Source organism: Skermanella mucosa, from assembly GCF_016765655.2.
In the GTDB taxonomy this organism is placed as follows: domain Bacteria; phylum Pseudomonadota; class Alphaproteobacteria; order Azospirillales; family Azospirillaceae; genus Skermanella; species Skermanella mucosa.
In genome coordinates this window covers 638,490-658,635 of sequence record NZ_CP086107.1, presented here as the reverse complement: position 1 = coordinate 658,635, position 20,146 = coordinate 638,490, and the positions used below count along the sequence as shown (strand labels likewise).

Sequence of the window (20,146 nt, the reverse complement as noted above, 5' to 3'; positions counted from 1 at the left end):
TTTTGTGTGATCAGATGAGGCTTTAGTGAAATCAAGCTTGTAATTCAAATCTGGTCAGAGCCGATGCGTCGCAATACTGCGGATACCTGTGTTGCCGTCCAAGCTCCGCCTGTCACTGTCGTGAAACCCCGCTGGGTTAGTTCTCGGGCCGTGGCGCGCAGCGACATGCCGACAGCGCGCATTTCCTGAACTGCAGGGAGCACCATGGCGGCGTGCGCTGCCGCCTTCTTCGACCAGGCCGCCGCTGCTGTCGCTGCCCGTTGCCGATCAGCGGGGCGAAGGCTGGCCCGGTTCCCGAGCGGCAGACCACGCGCCTTTCTAGCCGCCAGCGCCGCCTTCGTCCTGGCACTGATAGCCTTGGCCTCCTCCTCCGCGACCAGGGCCATGATGCCGATCGTCAACCGGTTCGCGAACGGCATGTCAGCGGCGAGGAACTCAATGCCCGACTTCTCCAGCCCCAGGAGGAAGTGCGCGTCGCGGGCCAGGCGGTCGAGCTTGGCGATCAGGAGCACGCTGCCCGTCATCCGACACATCAGCATCGCCGCGGCGAGCTGCTGGCGGTCGGACGTCCGGCCGCTCTCGATCTCCCGGTACTCGCCGATCACCTGGGCATCCCGGCCGGCGAGGAACGCCGTCACCGCAGCCTGCTGGGCTTCGAGCCCGAGGCCCGATCGTCCCTGCCGCTGCGTGCTGACCCGGTAATATGTGACGAACCGCTGCACTGGTCATACAGGCTCTGTGACTTAGCCCAAAGGGCGGTTTTTACCCGGATCGGAATATCTCAAGAAAATTCACGCACCCGTATTATGGTTAACAGATTTGAAAGGATTCTAAGTCACAACTACGTGCACGCATTTGCATGCGTTTCCTCCCTAAACTCGGCCCCGCGCGTTCCCCGCTGCGGGGTCTTCTTTTTGGGAGATACTTCCAGACCATCCAACCCCGTACACTACAGTCGCATCCGTCAGCGCCTCTAGAACCACCGTCCATTTTCTTGCCGACAATCCCTATCCATACGATACTACCCAGTTTATGGAAACCTGATGGATCTACTGGCTAGCATCTTCGGCTTGGGATGAAAGCCCGGAACTTGCTCAAACCTCAGGTCAGACAGCGACACGGAGACAAACCATGCGCTCGCATCACCTGCTCCTTCTGACCACCATCGCCCTAGCTTTCAGCTTGGCTCCCGGCACGGCTCTTGCCGTCCCAACCTATACCGTCACAGACCTCGGTGACCTCGGCGGAACCTTCAGCCTCGGCTTTGATGTCAACGACGTCGGCCAAGTCGCCGGAGCCAGTCTCATCCCGGATGATGTCGGTCAGCATGCGTTCCTGTGGGACTCAGTGAGCGGAATACAGGACCTCGGCACGCTCGGCGGACGCTTCAGCCAAGGCATCGGTATCAACGCCAGAGGCCAGATAACGGGGAACAGCTTATTACCCGGCCCCGAGATCACGGGCAGGGTCCATGCCTTTCTATGGGAACCCGCCACCGGCATGCGGGACCTCGGCACCATCAGCGGGGGCGACGGCTTCAGTCAAGGCACGGATATCAACGACAAAGGCCAAGTGACGGGAAGCAGCAACATCGGCGACCCAAACACCCCAAGCCATGCAATTTTGTGGGACCCGGCAACCGGCATGCGGGACCTCGGCACCCTCGACGGAGACAGGGTCAGCCTGGGCCAGGGCATCAACGCCAGCGGCCAAGTGACAGGTCGCAGCGGCACATTCGACGACACGTCAGGCAGCTACGATGCGTTCCTGTGGGACCCGGCAACCGGCATGCAGGACCTCGGCACCCGTAGCGGCGAGTTCAGCACCGGCAACGACATCAACGACAGCGGCCAAGTGACGGGAACCAATCAAATCAGTAACGCAGACTTCCGTGCATTCCTGTGGGACTCGGTGAACGGCATACAGGATCTCGGCACTCTCGGCGGACGCTTCAGCTTTGGAAACGGCATCAACAACAACGGCCAAATAGTAGGATCCAGCGAAGACGCAAGCCGTTCCGAATATGCGTTCCTGTGGGACGGTACGGGCATGTTCAACCTGAACGACTTGATTACTCCCGGGACCGGATGGACCATCATAAGTGGAGAAGCGATCAATGACGCCGGGCAGATCACCGGTATCGGCATCAACCCGAACGACCAGTTGCATGCCTTTCTGCTAACGCCTGTCACCGTGACCGAAGTTCCGGAACCGGGAACGCTGGCGCTGATTTCCGCCGCAGGCATCGGACTGGGCTTGGCGCGGCATCGCAGGCGCCAATACGATCATTGTACAATCCAAAGGTGACGCCGCCTGTCCGAAACCCACCGTTTTCCAACAAGGGGGAGAACCTCTCCGACGCCGGAAGACTTACGAACCAACCGACGCCGGTTACGCTGCTCGATACACGGTCAGCTCAAGCCTGAGCGCGGCTCTGCATCAGGCGGGCAAGGCTTTCACCCAGCACGAGCAGGCTGACACCGAGGAGCGCCACATCCTTGATCAGGAACTGGCCGATGGCGTTAAGCCACGGGAAGCCGCCCAGGGTGACCTTGGTGCAAAAATGGTAGTAAGGGCTGTCGCGGCGACCAGCTGGCAGGTATAGAGGCCACCCACTGCCCCCGAGGACCCTGATGCCGTACAAGGCGAATGAACCGCGTCGTCACAGGATCCCGAAGGCGCGGTACAAAATCGACAACTGGTCCGAGTACGACGCGGCGTTGCGCCGGCGGGGCAGCCTGACGGTCTGGGTGACGCCCGAGGCAATCGCCGCGTGGGCGCCAGCTCAGACCGGTCAGCGGGGCCGGCCGCGGGACTACTCGGACGTCGCGATCGAGACCGGGCTGATGCTGCGACTGGCGTTCGGTCGGCCCTGGCGTCAGACCGAAGGTATGCTGGGCTCGATCATGGGCCTGCTCGGCCTGGAACTCGCGGTGCCGGATCATACGACCTTCTCGCGCCGCAGCGCCAACCTGCGGGTTGCGTCGGCCCTCAGGAAGGCGGATGGTCCGGTCAATGTCGTAATCGACAGCACGGGGCTGAAGGTGATCGGGGCCGCCGAGTGGCTGCACGAGAAGCACGGCGGCAAGCCGCGCCGGAACTGGCGCAAGCTCCATCTGGCGGTCGACCCGGACAGCGGTGAGATCCTCGCCTCCGAACTGACCACCACGAACGACGACGACGCGTCCCTGGTCGGCCCGCTGCTCGACCAGATCGACAGCCCGATTTCCGCAGTATTCGCTGATGGCGCATATGATGGAGAGCCAATCTACCGCTCCGTCGCTGCGCACACGCCCGACACGGCTGAAACCGCCCCGACCCAGCGCGACCGACACATCGGGAGGTAACGTCCAACGGAGTGGTGGAAATTGGCCCTTGAAGGGTTGAGGCGGCCCGGGTGGAGCTCGCAGAGCGGAGCCCGGGCCGCCTCAACCCTCCGCCGCTGGGGCCGCAACGACGTGGAGGTGGTCATCACGCTCTTCAGGTAAGGTCGAGTTGCGACACGAGACCAGACCCCGAGAGAGGCATGATGACCAAGGATACGATGACACTTCTGCTCGACCAGATCCAGGCCAGTACCGATGGCGACTTCCTGCGCGCCATCGCCGCTCACACGCTCCAGCGACTGATGGAGTTCGAGGTCGACGGCCTGATCGGCGCCGGGCGCCATGAGCGGTCCGACGAGCGCACCACATACCGCAACGGACATCGGGATCGTCAGCTGGAAACCCGGCTCGGCACGCTCGACCTGAAGATCCCGAAGCTGCGCCAGGGCACCTACTTTCCGGCCTTCCTGGAGCCCCGCAAGACCGCCGAGAAGGCGCTGACGGCCGTGATCCAGGAAGCGTGGATCCAGGGCGTGTCCACCCGCAAGGTCGATGACCTGGTCCAGGCGCTGGGCATGACCGGCATCTCCAAGTCGCAGGTCTCGGCCCTGTGCCAGGACATCGACACCCGCGTGCTGTCCTTCCTCGAGCGGCCGCTGGACGGCGAGTGGCCCTACCTCTGGCTCGATGCGACCTACATCAAGGTCCGCCAGAATGGCCGCATCGTGTCGATCGCGGCGATAATCGCCACCGGTGTCAACCAGGACGGCCGCCGCGAGATCCTCGGGCTCGGCCTGGGCCAGTCGGAAGCCGCCACCTTCTGGATCGAGTTTCTGCGGGGGCTGGTCCGTCGCGGTCTGAAGGGCGTGAAGCTGGTGATCTCCGACGCCCACGAAGGTCTCAAGGCGGCTATCACCCAGGTCCTGAGCGCCACTTGGCAGAGGTGCCGGGTTCATTTCATGAGATCGCTCTTGGCCCATGTGCCGAAAAGCCAGCAGTCGGTCGTCTCGGCCGCTGTCCGGCAGGTCTTCGTCCAGCCCGATCGCGAGACTGCCGGACAAGCCTGGCGCCACGTCGCCGATCAGCTCCGCCCACGCTTTCCCAAGGTCGCCGCCCTGCTTGACGATGCCGAACACGACGTGCTCGCCTACATGGACTATCCTGAACCCCATCGTAGCAAATTGCACTCGACCAATCCGATCGAACGCCTGAACAAGGAAGTAAAGCGCCGGACCAATGTCGTCGGGATCTTCCCGAACGAGGCCAGTGTTCGCAGGCTTGTTGGTGCTGTACTTCTCGAGCAAAACGACGAGTGGCAACTACAACATCGTTACCTGACGCTTGAGACCATGACCGGCATGGTCGCCAGTGATGAAGCAGCCCTCGCCGCGCTGACCAAGACCTGACCTACGGTGCTGATGGCCTCCTCCCAATTTACACCAGCTTGACGGACGCAATCCATCGGGATGATCGAGGAGCGTGGCCGACTGGGATGGCAGCGGGCGGTCAACTACGGAAAACGCTCGTTGGCGGAGGTGGCGATGTTCCGGTACAAAAAGGTGATCGATCGCAGCCTCCACGCCCGGACTCTGCCGACACAGAAGACCGAGGCCAAGGTCGCCTGCAAAGTCATCAACATCATGACCTGCCTCGGTATGCCGGTGTCCCGCCGGGTCGCCTGATCGCCGCGGGAAAGGGCGAAATCCGCCCACTCTTTGATTTCTGCACCAAAGCCGCGGCGATCGGCATTGTATTTGTGCGGCATGATCAGACGGGGTGATCAGGAAGGGGCAGGCTTCCTATCGAACCCCGTCCGCAGGGGCAACAACGGCATCCGTGCATCAACGCAGCCCCAAGCATCTGTCGGAACGAAGTCCCGAGCTTTGGACGTGAAGGCGCGGGTCGCGGCGCTGGCGGCGTCCAAGCGGATGCCGTAAGCCGACCTTTCGAAATCGTGCATTGATAATCAGATGGATCAGGAGCATCATTTACGTCAGAATAGCGATGATATGGAGAGCAAGGTCATGCCGAAGCGGAACGAGGCGGAGACGGTGCTTTTCCAGGTGGCGGGACCGGACCGATACAAGGTCCTGGCCGCGCTTGAGGGCAGCGATCCAATCACGCGAGTGTCGCTCACGGGTGACGACGCTACGGTCACCGTGGAGGGCAGCAACCGACGGCTGATCCTAGGCAGGCGGAAAAGGCTTGCCCGCGGCAAGACGGCGGTGATGTACCTGTTGTCCGGCTCAAAGCGCACGGTAAGGTTGTTTGACGCCGCCATCCGGCATGTCGAGGCGCTGGTGGAGTTAGAAGGGTTCGACGCGGTGATGCGACGGTTGGCCGGTGGAATCCTTGAGCCGCCGCTTCAGCGGCCACGGTTGGAGGCGGTCTCGGCCACGCCCGGCGATCCGGCACAGGCGCCGGAGGATGACGCCCCGCCAGCCCCGTCGGCCGAGGCCGCCCGGCGGTGGGCCGATCGGAAGGCGTCGATGCTCCGCGACAACGATCACGCGACCGGTCCCGAGCTCGGCCGACTGGTGGGCAGCCGGGCCAAGAACCTGGCGGAACGCGCCTCGTCGTGGCGCAGGGAGGGGCGCGTCTTCGCGGTCAACGACGGGAGCCGCGATGTCTATCCGCTCTTCCAGATCAAGGGGGACAAGCCCCACCCGGTGGTCGCGGACGTGATCGGACTGCTGCGCCCGAAACTCTCGGACTGGGAGATCTTCGCGTGGTTTACGGCTCCCGACACTTGGTCGTGCGAGGGGCGTCCGCCGAAGGACCTGCTCGACAGCGACCGTGACAGCGTTCTGGAGGCGGCGCGGCACGCCGTGGCGGAGATCCGCGATTGAGCTTCACGCCGCCCCCACCTCCGCCGTCCAGCCTTTCCAGGCCGGTCGAGGTGATCCTTCCCACGGGAACCGTGATACACCGGGTGTGGAATCATCTCAGCGGCCGCGACGGCAACGTCTTCAATCCCGGATACGGCGACCTGGACCCGACCCGGTTCGCGCCCTTGCGGCGTCCCCACGGGGCGCCGCAAGGCGCCCGGGTCGGCACCCTCTACGCGGGCGAGACCTTCGCCGTCTCGGTCTACGAGACGCTGTTCCGCGACCTCCCGCCCCTTCCGAGACTTCGCGAGGTGGCGGGATGGCGGGTCGACGAGTGCGCGCACTGCACGCTCACGGTGGAGCGCGACCTGCGCCTGGCATCACTGCACCACAAGCATCTCGGACGCTGGGGCCTGTCCAGGCAAGCGTTGATCGAGTGCCAGGGCAAGCGTGCCTATGGCGGAACCGTTCTGTGGGCCGAAACCATCCATGACCAGTTCGCCGATTTCGACGGGCTGGCCTGGACCTCGCGGCAGGACGACAGCGCCGACGCCTACTTGTTCTTCGGGGACCGGGTGCAGGTGACGGACCTGACGCCGGGGCCGACGCGGCCCTTCGGCGCCCATCCCGGACGCGCCGACATTGAGGCACTGGCCAACCAGGACGAGGTGATCATCACCCGCCCATAATCGACACCCTCGGCGTCCCGGAGGCGGCGTGGAATCCCTCGGTTCCCGCCAGGCTGGCGGCTACCAGCAACCTGCCGACCGCGCGGGCCTTCGGCTCCCGGCGGGGCGCCGGGGCTGGCCGATCCGGTCGAGGTCGAACGACATGGCCGATCCGACGCCCTCCTCGGCAAGGCCGGTCGCGCGCGGCCTTCATCGCCAGCCCCTCGGCACCGCGCAGCACTGCCTTGACGGCCTCGGCGATCAGGTGTCCAGGGTCGGCGTCCCTGTTCGTCTATAGGTCGACGTAGGCCGTCGCGACATGACGGTTCTCGAACTCGGGCACGGGCATTGTCACGTTAACTTGGATTGGCCGTGCGAAGACGTCAGCGGTCCGTAAGTCGGCCTTTATGCCGTCATCCGGACGCACGTTTCCTGCTTCCAGACCTCGAACGCGTTGGTACGGTAGGCGCGGTACTCGGCAGCACTCATAAGATGCCGACGGGGATGGCTGTGCTGGTGAATGGGACCGTGGGCGGACAGGAATTGCTGGGCCTGCCGGGGTGACTTGAACCGCTTCATCCGCCGTTCGCGCTAGCGGGTCGGCTGATGCGAGTTCTCGGCGCGATTGTTCAGGTAGCGGCTTTGCCGGTGTTCAACGTGTGGGATGACCTGGCGCTTGGCCGCGGCGTAGCTTTTCAGCTGATCGGTGACCACCACCCGCGGCACATAGCGCAAGCCCTTCAGCAGCTTCTTGAAAAAGCGCTTGGCCGCCTTGGTGTTGCGCCGGCTCTGCACCAGCACGTCGAGCACCACGCCGTCCTGATCGACCGCACGCCAGAGGTAGTGCTGGACGCCGTTGATCCGGATGAACACCTCATCCAAATGCCAGTGATCGCCCGGCCTTGGTCGGCGCCGCCGCAGTCGGTTGGCGAAAGTCTGGGCGAACTTCCGACACCAGCGCCTGATCGTTTCGTAGGAGACTACTACGCCCCGTTCCGCCAGCATCAGCTCGACGTCCCGGAAGCTGAGACAGAACGTGTGGTACAGCCAAACGGCGTGACTGATGATTTCGGCTGGGAAGCGGTGACGATGATGAGGATCAAGGACGCGTTTCATTCCGCCACCGTGCCCCACCCGAACATCAAACGCCACCTCAGTCCATTAACGTGACGATGCCACGGGGTATACGCAACGCTGGATCAGCGTTCTTGTCGGGCGGTATAACGAGGCCGGGGTTGACGGGCTGGGCGATCTGCGCCGCTTCAACCCCGGCTCCAGACCGCTGCTCGACGCCGATCACCTGGAGCGTCTTGACCACGCGCTCGACGATCCGCCGCCCGATGGCGGCCTGTGGACCGGCCGTCTGGTCGCGCAATGGATCTGCGGCCTGCTCGGCCGCCTGGTTTCACCGCGATGCGGCTCGGAATACTTGCGGCGCCTGGGGTTCACCCGTCAGGGGAACTGCCGCGCGATTGGGGGTCAGGCCGCCGTGGCCGTTTCGCAGGCTGGATTGGCTTGAGCATCGAAGAGCTGTCCGAAGCCGGAGCCGAGCTTGCCATTGAGGACGGCGCAGCGGACCTGGAGCAGGAGGTCGGCACCGCGACGGGACCAGCGCATCTGCTGGGATTTGTTCATGCGGCGGTTGACCAGGAAGTTGGCCGAGGCTTCGGTCAAGGCGGTGCCGACCCGCAGACCGGCGCCATGACGCTCGGCGTAGTCGGTGAGCCAAGCGCTTTGATTGGACAGGTACCGGTCGATCTCGCGCAACGCGGTCCACAGCCGACGTGACGACGGATCCTTGTTCCGGCCGCCTGGCTCACCTTGGAAAGCTGGCATGACGCTACGGAGTAAACCAGCGACGAAGGCACCTACTCGAGCGCTGTCACGCGGGTAGATTCCTGGTGATGGGCAGCGGGAGGATTTGCCGATGGGCGGAGACCTCGGCGCGACCGGATCAGGCGGTAGTGTGAGGAGCGATGGCCATACGCCCCGGATCGGCGGGATTGCCGGCGTCGGGCGGTCGCCAGTTGAACGGCAGCAGGGTGTCGAGCGCCTGGATTTTGGTGCGGCCGATCCGGCCGATGACGTCGGTCAGGTAGGCTTCCGGGTTGATCCCGTTCAACCGGCAGGTTTCCACCAGGCTGTAGATCACGGCGGCGACCTTGCCGGCGGCATCCGAGCCGATCACGTTCCAGTTTTTCCGGCCCAGAGCTATCCCGCGCAGCGCCCGCTCGGCCGTCAGATTATCTATTTCCAGCGTGCCGTCGGCGGCGTAGCGGACCAGGGCATTCCACTGGGCGTTCATGTAGCCGAGCGCCTTGGCCAGTTCGCTGCGCGGCGCCACCTGGCTGAGCCGCTCGGTCAGCCAGGCCCGCAGGACATCGAGCAGCGGCACCGCCTCGCTCTGGCGCACCGCCAGGCGTTCCGCGGGCGGCAGCCCGTAGATCCGCCGCTCGATGCGGTACAGCGCGGCAATCTGCCGGACGCCTTCGGCAGCAACCGGCGAGCCTTTGGCGCGCACCAGATCGACCAGCTTGCGCCGGGCGTGGCCGAGGCAGCCGGCCTCGACCATGGCGCCGCCGCGATACAGGTGATCGAAGCCGGAGAAGGCATCGGCCTGCAGCGTGCCGGTGAAGCCCGCCAGGTGCTGGGCCGGATGCTTGCCGGCCCGTCCGGCGGAGAAGCGGAACACCGCGATGGAGGGCTCGGCTCCGCCGCGCGGCCGGGTGTCGTCGGCATAAACCCAGAGGCGGCCGTCATGGGTGCCGGAGCGACCGGGATTGAGAACGGTGACCGGAGTGTCGTCGGCATGGATCTTGGTCCGCCGGAGCAGCAGCGCGAGCAGGCGATCGGCAACCGGCGCCAGATCGCGCGCGGCCGCCTCGACCCAGCCGTACAGTGTGGTGGTGGCGAGCAGAACGCCGAGCCGGGCGTAGTGCGCCGCCTGCCGGTGCAGCGGCATGTGGTTCAGGTATTTGGCGATGATGACCTGGGCGATGGTGCCGGCAGTGGGCAGGCCGCGCTCGATCGGCCGGTCGTCGGGCGCCGGCGCCTGGGCCAGCTCGCCGCAGGCCCGGCACGCGAACTTGGGCCGGACGGTGACATGAACCTCGGCACGGGCTGGGACGAGGTGGAGCTGTTTGCTCTCATCCTGGCCGATCCGGGTCATCTCCCGGCTGCAGCACGGGCACTGCGTGCTGACGGGCAGGATCTCGCGGGTCACCCGCGGCAGATTGTCGGGCAAAGGACGCCGGCCCCCGCCACCGCGCCGACGCTGTCCGGTCGTGTCCTCGCCTGAGGGATCCGCTTCGCCGGGATCGGCCGGGGCAGGTGCTGGCGTATCGAGCAGGCTGAGCTGGTCCGGGCTCATCTTCTCCGAGGAACGGCCGAAGGTCCTGTGGCGCAGAACCGCCAGGAACGTCTCCAGGCGCTCGTTCTCGCGCATCAGCACCGCGACCCGACGTTCCAACGCGGCGATCCGCTGGAGCGGATCATCCTTCGGGTTCTCAGGAGAGCTGTCGTGCCGGGCATCATCCATATAAAGAAAGTATCCGCGCCGGCCCTCGTGGTAAACAGCGGCAGAAGCAGTAACATAGAAGTAACGCAGGCCTCTGTTCAGACGATAAACAGGGGCTTGGTGATGGGCTTTGTTTTGGCGGCTCGCCAATCCAGACCATCAACGAGCAGCGACATCTGGGCACGGCTGATCGTCACGATGCCATCCGCCGGGCTCGGCCAGATGAACTTTCCCTCAGTCAGGCGCTTCTGCATCAGCAGAAAGCCTGTCGTGTCGTACATCAGAACCTTGATCGTGTGCGCCGAACGGCCCCGAAAAACGAAAAGATGGCCGCTGAAGGGATCCTGACGCAGCACCGTCTGGATCTGCGCGGCCAAGCCGTCAATGCCGCGGCGCAGGTCGGTCCGGCCCGCCGCCAGGTAAACACGTACGCCGTCCGGCAACCCGATCACGACCGCCTCTCGACGACATCGAGCAGCCGGTCCAAGGTCATGGCGTCGAAGCCGCGGCCGATCCGAACGACGTATCCTCCCGGCAGAACTAACTCGACCCCTTCGTTCCTCAGCTCCGGGACACTCACCGCCGGATCGGCAACATGGACCGCCAGAAACGTCGCCCCGGTCTCCGGTCCGGCCGAGCATGCCGGAGCGTCAGCGGCCTGGGCTTTGAGCCGGGAGTTCCAGTAGCCCAGCGTACCGGTCTTCAATCCATGCCGCTCGCTGTACAGCCGCAGCGACAGGCCGCTGCTCTTCCAGCCCGCCACGTGCTCCCGCCAAAAGTGCTCCCGATCCCCCAAGTGTCCGCCATCGGCCATTGCAGCCTCCATGGAGTTCCTGTCACCAGGAAAACTCGGCCTCGACAGACCGGCGGAAAAGATGCCTTCGTCGCTGGTTTACGCTACGGATGCGCTCGAGGGTGACCTTGGCATCCTTGGCCCGGCCGTTCCAAATGCGCCAGCGCAGGCGGTCGACTTCCGCGACGATCACCGCCTTCGCGCGCTCCCGCTCCAGGGCGTCGGCCGTCAGGCTGTCGGCCGTCGTTTCGGCATGGCGCAGCCGCATGGCGACGTGGAACCAGTCGAGCAACGGCGGCGCGGTGATCCCGGCGTTGACCAGGATCGAGCGCAGCCCGGAACCGCCGTCGGTGAAGGCGGTCAGCCCGGTGTTCTTAGTCTGGCCGACCTCGGCCAGGCTGCGCCGGATCAGCGCCGCGATCGCGGTGTCGGTCTTTGCGACCGCGGCGAAAACCTGCCGGGTTCCGTCCGACGTCTCGACGTTGCCAAGGCGGACTTCCAGGTGCCGCTGGTCGTCCTCGCCGCTGCGGATGAACGTTGAATCCAAGGTCAGGGTGATCGCCGCTGCCGAGGCCTCCGGCTCGGCCGGGATCACCTCGCGCAGCCCCTCGCCGACCCGCAGGGTGCACCGGCGAACGGTCTCGGAATGGATCCCGGCATCGACCGGCAGGAAATGTTCGAGCAGGCCGGCGGTGACCCGGTACGGCAGGAGCGCCGATAGCTGCGCCCGCAGCCGGTCGAGTTCGGGCGTCGAGCGGCAGTGCGCCGGCCAACCAACACCATCCTCCGCCCCGCCACATTTGGCGCAGCGGAAACGGGGCAGCCGGAGCGTGACCTGGCCGAACACGGTGGCGATCCGGCGCGGGCGGTAATCCTTGACCTGACACGGTACCGTGCAGAATCGGCAGGTCGGCCGCCGGGCGGCATGGTCCCGGCCCTGCGCCGCGACGACCGCCTGCTGGACCTGGGCCATAAGCCGCTTGCCATCCACCAGGCTCAAGCCAAGATCCCCAAGGTCGCCCAGGTCACCGGGACGGACGATCTCCAGCACATCGACGCTCCGGACCATGCCCTCGACCCCGGTTTCCACCAGGCGCAAAACCAACCCCATCCTCATTCCCCAGCCGCTGAAACGTACGGCCGGTCATAGCCTGCCCAGCATAACTCCCCCAATCTCGCGGCAGTCTCCTCTGAACGATCGACCACCAAACAGCCCTGCCATCCTTCCATTCCTGCGAGAATAATGCACCATCAGACCCTGGGACCAAACATCTAGCCAGCGCGGAAGAACTGTAGGACCGTCTCGAACAAGAGGTGCCGATGAAGACCAAGTGGCGTGCAATGGGCGAGGTTCGGCAATACGACCAAGCGCTTGTCGCCAGCAGGCAAACGTTTGAAAAATTCAAGCAGATCCTCGATCGTGGCAATCCCGTCGTGCTCGCCCCGTATGATGAGTGTTGGGCATGCAACGCTCTCGGGATCAACCAGCGGCAACTTGGTGGTCATATCGAGATACGTCCCTGTCGGGACGGAGTCGGCATATGCAAGCTGCGCCTGCGCGCAGGCCTCGATGACAGCGGGATCGCTTGTACCTGGCAAGTCTCTAGTAAAGATTGAGGTGATAAAGTCCCGATCAATCGGTCGACGATTATGAGTACGGAAATACTCAACACCATCACGTCGTTTGGTCAGTGTTGGCGACCCCTGACCCGTCCAGACAAATGCATCGAGGGTGAGTCGTCTGACGCGATCTGGTGCCGCCTGGGCGAAGCCCGCCGCACGCAGGGCACCCGAAGACAAGCCATAGACATCGACCACCTCTGCTCCAGTCTCCCGAGCGACCACGTCGAAGGCGACCTTCAGATCTTCGACACCGCAGCCGACGTCCGAATTGCTTTCAGTGATGGTCGAGTGACCATAACCCTCATGATCAAGCGTCCAAACGTCGCAACCGTGGCGCGCCAGCCAGTCCATGAAAGAATAATCAGGATGACCCGACACTTCGAGATCGAAGGTCGGGAGCGACGACATTGAGGAGCCGTGGACGAGAACCACGGGTGGTGATGGGTCTGCCGGATGAGCGCTGGAGCACGTCTTTCTCCAGAGAAAGAGGGACACTGCGCCCTTCTCGGCTCTGTATTCCCGACCCTGCACGGCCGGGTAGCCGCTGTCCATGATCATTCCTCCGGCAAAAAGTCGTTGGTGAACGTCTTCTCATAGTTGATCTCCTGACCACCTTCGGGCTGGAGATAATTGAATACTTTCTTGCCGCCTTCGATGCTCATGCGACCGTCCGGGCTCCAGATTTGGCGGACAACTTCGTATGCCTTCTCGTTTGCCTCTGGCGGCATCTGTGAGAACTCGGCCCCCATGATTGCTTGGCCGCGCTCGGGATCGAGCAGGATGTCTTGCGCCTCGGCGAAGACAGCCACGACTTTTCTCACCAGCTCGGGCTTTTCCTCAACGGTTGCGGAATGAGTTGCAAGCGTCATGAAATTGAGGTCCCGAAAGTCTTCGACCTCCCCGTCCATCAGATTGATCAAGGTATGGCCGAGACCTTCCTGCTCAAGCAGCACGCCGGCGGGCTCGAACGGTAGCGCCGCGTCGATCAGGTTATTTTTGAAAGCGCCGACATAAGTGGCGGCATCAGTACCGAGATAGACGAGCTCGACGTCGCCCGGTAGCTGAAGGCCGTAGCGGCCGGCGAGAACTCCAAGCATTTTCTCGCCGGAGCCGCCGGCGGATGGCGTTCCGACGCGCTTGCCCTTGAGCGCCAGCACCTTCTCCTCAAGGCTTTTTCCCGTGTTCGCCTTGTATATCTCGTTATCGACGATGACGTTGTTGAGGGGACGGTGAGTGATGTTGAAGATCGAGACAAGGTCGCGCCCTTGGGCAGCGGCGGTCAGAACGTGTTCATAGCTGAGAATTCCGAAATCGACCTGACGGGTGAACACCGACTGGAACGCGAGCGCGCCGCCCTTGACAAAGGTGACCTCGGGCTTCAGGCCGTGCTTCTCGAATAGGCCCTCGCGCATAGCGACGTAAAGAGGCCCGGAAAAGTAACCCCGGCCTATATTGGTGATCGTCACCACCTCCTGTGCCCCTGCCGCAGCAGTGAACATCAGGCTGGCGAACAGGGTCGTTGCGGCTAGTTTGAGCATTCTCATGACGTTTCCCTCCCTCTTCTTTATCTTATTTGTGCGACATCCTTGTGCGGATGCCTTCCTGCTTCGCCGCCAAGCCAGAATGAACTCAACGACTGACGACCTTCCAGCCCTCCAACCATGTCTGGACCGCCCCGACGGCCTCGTTGAACAGAACGGCAAGTAGGGCGATCACGACCAGCGCTGCGAACACACCCGCCGTGTCGAACTCACTGCCGGCGCGCTGGACGAGATAGCCGAGGCCGCGATTGGCAGCGATCAACTCGCCGATGATCGCGCCGATCAACGCATAGGGCACGGCGGTCTTCAGCCCGACAAAAATCCAGGACGTGGCCGAGGGCAGTACGACTTTGGTCAAGATCTGGCGGCGCTTGGCGCGCATTAGGCGCAGGCTCTCGACGAGATCCTGGTCAACCTCGCGAACACCGGCGAACGTGTTGACAAAAACCAGGAAGACGACAAGGACAGCGGCTAGCGCGACCTTGGAGTTGATGCCTAAACCGAACCACAGAATGAACAGCGGCGCGAGCGCGACTTTTGGCAGCGCATTGAAGGCCCAGATGAAAGGGTTCAGGAGCCGGCTCAGGAACGGCGACAGACCAAGCCAGATGCCACCGACAATCCCGGCCGTGGCGCCGATGAAGAAGCCGATCAGTGTTGCATAGAGCGTTGCCCAGATATGGACGAAGATGCTCCCGTCCGCGAACCAGCCCCATAGGCGCTGGGCTACGGCGAGTGGGCTCGAAATCATGAATTCGTCGATCACGCGGCCGGCGATCAACTGCCAGGCGACGAGAAAAGCTACACCGAGCGCCACCTGCATCAGCATCATGGCCGGGGTGCCGATCTCGCTCAAGGAACGCCGAGGCCGCGCCGCTTCGAGCGGACTAGGTCGCTCCATGCGCTCGGAAATTTCGGGCGTGCTCATAGCTTCTCCTCGTCATATTCCTGACGCAGGCGGTCCCAGATCGCATTGTAGATGTCGTGGAACTCGGCCGTGAAGCGCACCTCCTTCACGTCGCGCGGGCGCGGCAGGCTGATGTCCAACTCAAAGGCGACCCGGGCCGGACGCTTTGTGAAAACAATGACGCGGTCGGCCAACGTGATCGCCTCGACCAGATCATGCGTGACGAGGACAATGGTCTGCCGATTCTCCGCCCAGAGTCGGAGGAGCAATTCGTGCATCGCGATGCGGAGCTGGGCGTCAAGCGCGGCGAAGGGCTCGTCAAGCAGGAGCGCCTGAGGTTCGTACAGCAACATGCGGGCGAGACAGACGCGCTTGCGCATACCGCCGGAAAGCTCGCCCTGATACTTCGCTTCGAAGCCGTCCAGGCCGACATGCGAGATCATCGCGCGCGCCGCTTTGTAGCGCTTTGCCTCCGGCCAGCCAGCCAGCTCCAGGGGCAGAGCGACGTTGTCGAGCACCGTGCGCCAGGGAAGTAGATTATCCTTCTGCGTCATGTAGCCGACATTGGTATTCACGTCAGTGACAGCCTGGCCGTCGTAGAAAACTCTTCCTTCGCTCGGCGGGTAGAGGCCAGCGATCATGTTGAGGAGCGTGGACTTTCCGCAGCCCGAAGGTCCGATCAGCGCCACGACCGAGTGCGGCTCGATGGCGAGGTCGACGCCCGCCACGGCATGCACCTCCTCTCGGCCCTTGCGGAAGGTCTTGCCGATCGCCTGCAGGTCGATCATGTGCCTGTGCCCTCCTTCAGAAGATCATCCGTTGGTGTCCGCCGTCGACATCGATATTCGCGCCGCAGATGTAGCCGGCCCGCTCCGACGCCATGAACGCGACCGCGTCGGCGATGTCGTCCGCATCACCCCATCGACCGAGCGGGACTGCCGCGCCCCAACCGCTCTGCTGCTGTTCGAGACTGCGCCCGAGATGGACCTCGTCATCGATCTCCAGATCTTTGGTCAGAGGACTGGAAATACGGCTCGGGCAGACGGCATTCACCAGGATGCCGTGGCGGCCGAGATCGTCGGAAAGCGACTTGACGAACGCATGCTGCGCGGCGTTGACCACGGTCGATGCCAGGACGCCGCGACCCGGGACTTTACCGGCCTGACCGATAACCATAACGAAGCGTCCGCCACCCTGCTTCCGCATATGTAGCGCGGCGTGGCGAGCGAGCTCCCAGGGGCCGAGCACCTTGGTCCGGAAGTGAGTCTCGACTTGATCGGTCGTCACCTCGTCGAGCGCCCCCCGGATGTGAGTGCCTGCGTTACTGACGACAATGTCGAGGCGACCGAAGGCATTCAAGGCGGCCTCAACCAGGCCCGCCATTTCGCAGGGGCGGTCGACATGCGCCGTCACACCGCGTGCGTCGCCTTTCCCAGAAAGTTCATTGAGCGCCTGACCAAGCTTCGCTTCATCACGACCGCAGATGAAGACCTTGGCGCCCTCTAGCAGCAGGCGGCGGGAGATCGCGAGACCGATCCCGCTGGTGCCGCCAGTGACGATCGCTGTTTTGTCCTTGAGACCGAGATCCATGAGCTTTCCTGATCAGCCGAAGACGTAGCGATGATAACCGCCGTCGATTGAAACCGAACTGCCGGTCACAAAGTCTGCGCGGTCGGAGACGAGAAATGCGACCAGGTCAGCGATCTCCTCGGGCTTTCCGAGACGGCCCAGAACATTCGCCCGTGTGAAACCCGAGGCCGCCGTCTCCCGGTCGACCCCGCGCTTCTCCATCTCACGGCCGATCACCGAAGTGACCAAATCGGTTTCGACATATTGAGGGCAGACTGCATTGACCCGGATGTTCTCGCGGGCGAGCGCGTCGGCGGCGGACTTTGTCATGGCACCCGCCGCGGCATTGGCGATCCCGGACGGCATCCGGTCCGGGTGAGGATGTCGGACCGCCTGTCCGATGATGTTGACGATCCGCCCCCCTCCTCGAGTCCGCATATCCGGCAGGACTGCACGGATCATACCGAGGAAACCAAACACCTTGTCGTTGAGTTGACCCTGGAGGTCCTCCTCACGCATATTGTCGAGCGAGGCGCGGACGTGTGTACCGGCATTGTTGACCAGGATGTCGACACCGCCGAAGCGCTCGATCACGCTGGCGACGAAGGACCGACGGTCCTCCTCCCTGGATGTGTCCGCACAGAAAGCGAGCACCTCGCCTCCCCCGACGCCGAGGCTGGAGCCGGCAGCCTCCAGTCGCACGCGGTCGCGGGCGCAGATCGCGACTTTTGTCCCCTCGTCCAGGAGCCGCCGAGCTGTGGCAAGGCCGATGCCGCGCGACGCACCGGTTATGATGGCAACTTTGCCTTCGAGGCCGAGATCCATCCGTGCCCGCCTTACCAGAGGCCCTTGAGGCGGCCGCCATCAAGGTTGAGAGACACCCCGGTGATGTAGCTTGCCCGTTCGGAGCACAGAAAGGCGATTGCGTTGGCGAGTTCCTCCGGCTTGCCGAAGCGACCGAGCGCGTTCTTCTTCGAGGCAAGGCGGCGCGCCTCGTCCTCGGAACCAACGCCGAGCTCCTTCTGCAGACCGCCAGCGTTGCGCTTCCACAGGTCCGTGGCTACCCACCCGGGGCAGACGGCATTGACCAGGACGTTGTGCGGCGCGAATTCAGTCGAAAGCGACTTCGTCATATTGAGGAGCGCAGAATTGGTCATGCCGGAGCCGAACATATAGGGGTCGGGCTCCTTGCCGGCACCGCCGATAAGACTGACGATGCGGCCCCAGTTTTTGTCACGCATGATTGGCCAGACGGTGCGGATCGCCCGCATCCACCCAAAGAGTTTGGTGTCGAGCTGGGTCTGCAAGCCTTCCTCGGTCAGTTCCTCGAAGCGGCCCGAATACATGGTGCCGGCATTGTTGACGAGGATGTCGATCGTGCCGTATGTGGCAAGCGTTTCATCGACGAGCCGCTGCTGATCACCGGGTTGCGTCATGTCAGCGACGATCCCGCGGATCTCGCCACCTGTCTGTTTTGCCAGTTCACCGCAGGTTGCCTTCAGCTGATCCCCGTTGCGCGAGCAGGTCATGACTTTGACACCGGCCTCGAGGAACTCGCGTGCGGTCTCACGGCCGATGCCGCGGCTGCCGCCGGTGACGATCGCCACCCTGCCCTTTATGCCCAGATCCATATGCTGTTCTTCCTTGTGCTAGCGGATTGACCCGGCGGAAAGGCCGGGATGCGAAGGAGTGTGGCCTGAGGCGATCGCGCGGTCATGCGGTGAGCGCCTCGGGTTGGTGCAGGTGGCGAGCGAGGAAGGCATGCGTGATCTCGAGTGCCTTTCGGGCGCTCGGCTCATGCCATTCCTTGCGATGGTTGCAGTTGAAGCCGTGATCGGCCGGGTAGAGCCGCATCTCGATTTCCGGATTGTGCCGAGCAATCGTGTCGCGGTCCTCGGGCGAGATGCGTGGATCGTGCTCGCCAAAATGCAGGAGGACAGGAACGCGCGGAGTCTCCTGCGCGAAGGGTATAGTCTGCCCGCCGTAATAACCGACCGCGCAAGCGAGCCCACGTAGACGAGTAGCGGCGAGGAAAGCGAGCGTCCCGCCCCAGCAATAACCTATCACAGCAACGGGCCCGGATGAATCCATCGCGTCGATCGCCGCCTGGACATCGAGAAGGGCTGCATTCCAGCCGATGATCGCGCGCAGGTCGCGCCCGGTCCTGATGCTTCGCGAGCCGTAGTCGATCTCCAAGCCCGATTGAACGCGATCAAACAGGGCGGGAGCAATGACATCATAGCCGCATGCGGCGTAGCCATCACACACCTCACGGATGTGCTGGTTCACGCCAAAAATCTCCTGAAGGACGACCAGTCCGCCGAGCAGGCTCGAGGCCGGCCGGGCGCGATAGGCGCCGAGGCGGTGCCCATCGGCGGCTTTCAGGCTCATCTGAGCCCTTTTCATTGTGCGCTCCGGGACAGGAAAAGCATCATACGCCCACTGTGGGAAGCCCTGACGGGCTTCGGGTTCCTCCAACCCTGGCTGGGCCATCGAAATTTTTTGAGATTATCATTCTCTTCTGCAGCCAGGATTGTAGGACAATATTACAGGATTATGGTTTCGTCAATACCGGCGAGGTGCTAGAAATCACCCGATTTGGAGGTTCGAATGGCGATTGACGAAATTTTGGTCCAAGACCCACAGGCCGTTCAGCGGCGCGGAGATACAGTTGACTACGTCGCCCGTCGCATACGACAGGGCATCTTGCAGGGCCACTTCGCTCCCGGCCAACGCCTTATCGCCCGTGACTTGACCGAGGAGATTGGTATCAGCCGTGGCCCGGTGCGAGAGGCGTTCCGACGCCTTGCAGCCGACGGACTCGTTGAGCTTGTACCGAATCGAGGAGCCATCGTCCGTCGCTTCTCGCACAAGCAGATTCGCGACCTTTTCCGCATCCGTGAGAGTCTTGAGGGGCTTGCTGCCCGCCTTGCCGCAGAGCACATTGACGAGGCCTCAAATAGGCAAATCTTCGAATCGGTGTGGGAGCAAGTCCGCCCTCCGGGGCACAGTCAGCCCTGGAACGTGTTCATCGAGAACAACCGCCTTTATCATCAAACCATCGTGACTATCGGCGCAAACAGGCAGTTGATGGACCTCATTGATACCCTGCAGCTTCCGGTCATGATGATACAAGTAGGGCGAGCAATGCAGCCAGAACATGCCGAGCGATCACACAAGGACCACGTCCGTATCGCCGAAGCCATCCTTGCGGCCAATCCTGATGCCGCCGAAAGCGCCATGCGACAGCATCTACGCGGCTCGGCCGATTGGGTCCTGAAGTTGCCGGATGTTGCATTCAAACCGGAATGAGGATTCCGTCAGTGTCACGAGGCTGTTGCAGAATCGCGGCCTGACGTTGCAGAATCGACGGG

Annotated in this window: 20 protein-coding genes and 4 pseudogenes; 7 read left to right on the top strand and 17 right to left on the bottom strand. The window is 63.3% G+C overall.

All coding sequences use genetic code 11. The features are described 5' to 3' along the window. Nucleotides 1-44: 44 nt before the first annotated feature. On the bottom strand, nucleotides 45-722 hold the full coding sequence (locus JL100_RS32970) for a recombinase family protein (protein WP_202685673.1): 678 nt from the start codon (nucleotides 720-722) through the stop codon (nucleotides 45-47). A gap of 409 nt (nucleotides 723-1,131) precedes the next feature. On the opposite strand from JL100_RS32970, the gene JL100_RS32965 reads away from it, so the two are divergent. Continuing rightward, on the top strand, nucleotides 1,132-2,307 hold the full coding sequence (locus JL100_RS32965) for a PEP-CTERM sorting domain-containing protein (RefSeq protein WP_202685672.1): 1,176 nt from the start codon (nucleotides 1,132-1,134) through the stop codon (nucleotides 2,305-2,307). 109 nt (nucleotides 2,308-2,416) lie between these two features. On the opposite strand, the gene JL100_RS32960 is transcribed toward JL100_RS32965, so the two are convergent. Further along, nucleotides 2,417-2,644: a DUF417 family protein gene (locus tag JL100_RS32960; protein WP_202685671.1), complete on the bottom strand. Its 228-nt coding sequence runs from the start codon at nucleotides 2,642-2,644 to the stop codon at nucleotides 2,417-2,419. Here JL100_RS32960 and JL100_RS32955 point away from each other — a divergent pair. From JL100_RS32955 to JL100_RS32935, 5 genes and pseudogenes are all read left to right on the top strand, one after another. Next, nucleotides 2,634-3,338 (top strand): annotated as a pseudogene (locus tag JL100_RS32955) (IS5 family transposase); the annotation flags it as partial. The gene JL100_RS32960 and the pseudogene JL100_RS32955 overlap by 11 nt on opposite strands. Nucleotides 3,339-3,529: 191 nt before the next feature. After that, nucleotides 3,530-4,732, top strand: a complete 1,203-nt coding sequence (locus JL100_RS32950; RefSeq protein ID WP_202685841.1) for an IS256 family transposase — start codon at nucleotides 3,530-3,532, stop codon at nucleotides 4,730-4,732. Nucleotides 4,733-4,774: 42 nt separating this feature from the next. Continuing rightward, a pseudogene (locus JL100_RS32945) lies at nucleotides 4,775-5,008 on the top strand (IS5/IS1182 family transposase); the annotation flags it as partial. Nucleotides 5,009-5,296: 288 nt separating this feature from the next. Next, complete coding sequence (locus JL100_RS32940; RefSeq protein WP_202685779.1) at nucleotides 5,297-6,175, top strand: hypothetical protein; 879 nt, start codon at nucleotides 5,297-5,299, stop codon at nucleotides 6,173-6,175. Next, nucleotides 6,172-6,843, top strand: coding sequence for an RES family NAD+ phosphorylase (locus JL100_RS32935; RefSeq protein WP_202685780.1), 672 nt, complete (start codon nucleotides 6,172-6,174; stop codon nucleotides 6,841-6,843). Before JL100_RS32940 ends, JL100_RS32935 begins: the two co-directional genes overlap by 4 nt. Nucleotides 6,844-7,227: 384 nt before the next feature. Here JL100_RS32935 and JL100_RS32930 read toward each other — a convergent pair. From JL100_RS32930 to JL100_RS32860, 15 genes and pseudogenes are all read right to left on the bottom strand, one after another. After that, nucleotides 7,228-7,938: pseudogene (locus JL100_RS32930) on the bottom strand (IS6 family transposase). Nucleotides 7,939-7,975: 37 nt separating this feature from the next. After that, nucleotides 7,976-8,197: a hypothetical protein gene (locus tag JL100_RS32925; protein WP_228421583.1), complete on the bottom strand. Its 222-nt coding sequence runs from the start codon at nucleotides 8,195-8,197 to the stop codon at nucleotides 7,976-7,978. A 104-nt stretch (nucleotides 8,198-8,301) separates the two neighbouring features. Continuing rightward, nucleotides 8,302-8,511 (bottom strand): annotated as a pseudogene (locus JL100_RS32920) (ISKra4-like element ISBugl3 family transposase); the annotation flags it as partial. Nucleotides 8,512-8,776: 265 nt separating this feature from the next. Then, on the bottom strand, nucleotides 8,777-10,360 hold the full coding sequence (tnpC, locus tag JL100_RS32915) for an IS66 family transposase (RefSeq protein WP_228421581.1): 1,584 nt from the start codon (nucleotides 10,358-10,360) through the stop codon (nucleotides 8,777-8,779). A gap of 77 nt (nucleotides 10,361-10,437) precedes the next feature. Continuing rightward, nucleotides 10,438-10,791 carry an IS66 family insertion sequence element accessory protein TnpB gene (tnpB, locus tag JL100_RS32910; RefSeq protein WP_202685802.1) on the bottom strand — a complete coding sequence of 118 codons (354 nt, stop codon included), beginning with the start codon at nucleotides 10,789-10,791 and terminating at the stop codon, nucleotides 10,438-10,440. Further along, nucleotides 10,788-11,153: an IS66 family insertion sequence element accessory protein TnpA gene (gene tnpA / locus JL100_RS32905; protein WP_202685801.1), complete on the bottom strand. Its 366-nt coding sequence runs from the start codon at nucleotides 11,151-11,153 to the stop codon at nucleotides 10,788-10,790. Before tnpA ends, tnpB begins: the two co-directional genes overlap by 4 nt. A 22-nt stretch (nucleotides 11,154-11,175) precedes the next feature. Further along, nucleotides 11,176-12,243 (bottom strand): hypothetical protein, encoded by a 1,068-nt coding sequence (locus JL100_RS32900; RefSeq protein ID WP_228421579.1) that lies wholly within the window; start codon nucleotides 12,241-12,243, stop codon nucleotides 11,176-11,178. A gap of 161 nt (nucleotides 12,244-12,404) precedes the next feature. After that, nucleotides 12,405-13,307 (bottom strand): alpha/beta hydrolase, encoded by a 903-nt coding sequence (locus JL100_RS32895; RefSeq protein WP_202685553.1) that lies wholly within the window; start codon nucleotides 13,305-13,307, stop codon nucleotides 12,405-12,407. Between the two features lie 2 nt (nucleotides 13,308-13,309). Further along, the gene (locus JL100_RS32890; RefSeq protein ID WP_202685554.1) at nucleotides 13,310-14,299 is read right to left on the bottom strand and encodes an ABC transporter substrate-binding protein; all 990 of its coding nucleotides are present in this window, start codon (nucleotides 14,297-14,299) and stop codon (nucleotides 13,310-13,312) included. A gap of 85 nt (nucleotides 14,300-14,384) precedes the next feature. Next, nucleotides 14,385-15,128, bottom strand: a complete 744-nt coding sequence (locus tag JL100_RS32885; RefSeq protein WP_407697052.1) for an ABC transporter permease — start codon at nucleotides 15,126-15,128, stop codon at nucleotides 14,385-14,387. Nucleotides 15,129-15,220: 92 nt separating this feature from the next. Then, nucleotides 15,221-15,991, bottom strand: coding sequence for an ABC transporter ATP-binding protein (locus JL100_RS32880; RefSeq protein WP_202685556.1), 771 nt, complete (start codon nucleotides 15,989-15,991; stop codon nucleotides 15,221-15,223). 16 nt (nucleotides 15,992-16,007) lie between these two features. Next, entirely contained in the window at nucleotides 16,008-16,793 is a 786-nt protein-coding gene (locus JL100_RS32875) for an SDR family NAD(P)-dependent oxidoreductase (protein WP_202685557.1), read from the bottom strand. A 12-nt stretch (nucleotides 16,794-16,805) separates the two neighbouring features. Then, nucleotides 16,806-17,597, bottom strand: coding sequence for an SDR family NAD(P)-dependent oxidoreductase (locus tag JL100_RS32870; protein ID WP_202685558.1), 792 nt, complete (start codon nucleotides 17,595-17,597; stop codon nucleotides 16,806-16,808). Nucleotides 17,598-17,608: 11 nt separating this feature from the next. Beyond that, a complete protein-coding gene (locus JL100_RS32865; RefSeq protein ID WP_202685559.1) occupies nucleotides 17,609-18,403 on the bottom strand; it encodes an SDR family oxidoreductase in 795 nt (264 codons plus the stop codon). Between the two features lie 82 nt (nucleotides 18,404-18,485). Continuing rightward, nucleotides 18,486-19,163 carry a dienelactone hydrolase family protein gene (locus JL100_RS32860; protein WP_228421578.1) on the bottom strand — a complete coding sequence of 226 codons (678 nt, stop codon included), beginning with the start codon at nucleotides 19,161-19,163 and terminating at the stop codon, nucleotides 18,486-18,488. A 219-nt stretch (nucleotides 19,164-19,382) separates the two neighbouring features. Between JL100_RS32860 and JL100_RS32855 the strand changes: the two genes are divergently transcribed. Continuing rightward, nucleotides 19,383-20,084 carry a GntR family transcriptional regulator gene (locus tag JL100_RS32855; RefSeq protein WP_202685561.1) on the top strand — a complete coding sequence of 234 codons (702 nt, stop codon included), beginning with the start codon at nucleotides 19,383-19,385 and terminating at the stop codon, nucleotides 20,082-20,084. The last annotated feature ends 62 nt before the right edge of the window (nucleotides 20,085-20,146 follow it).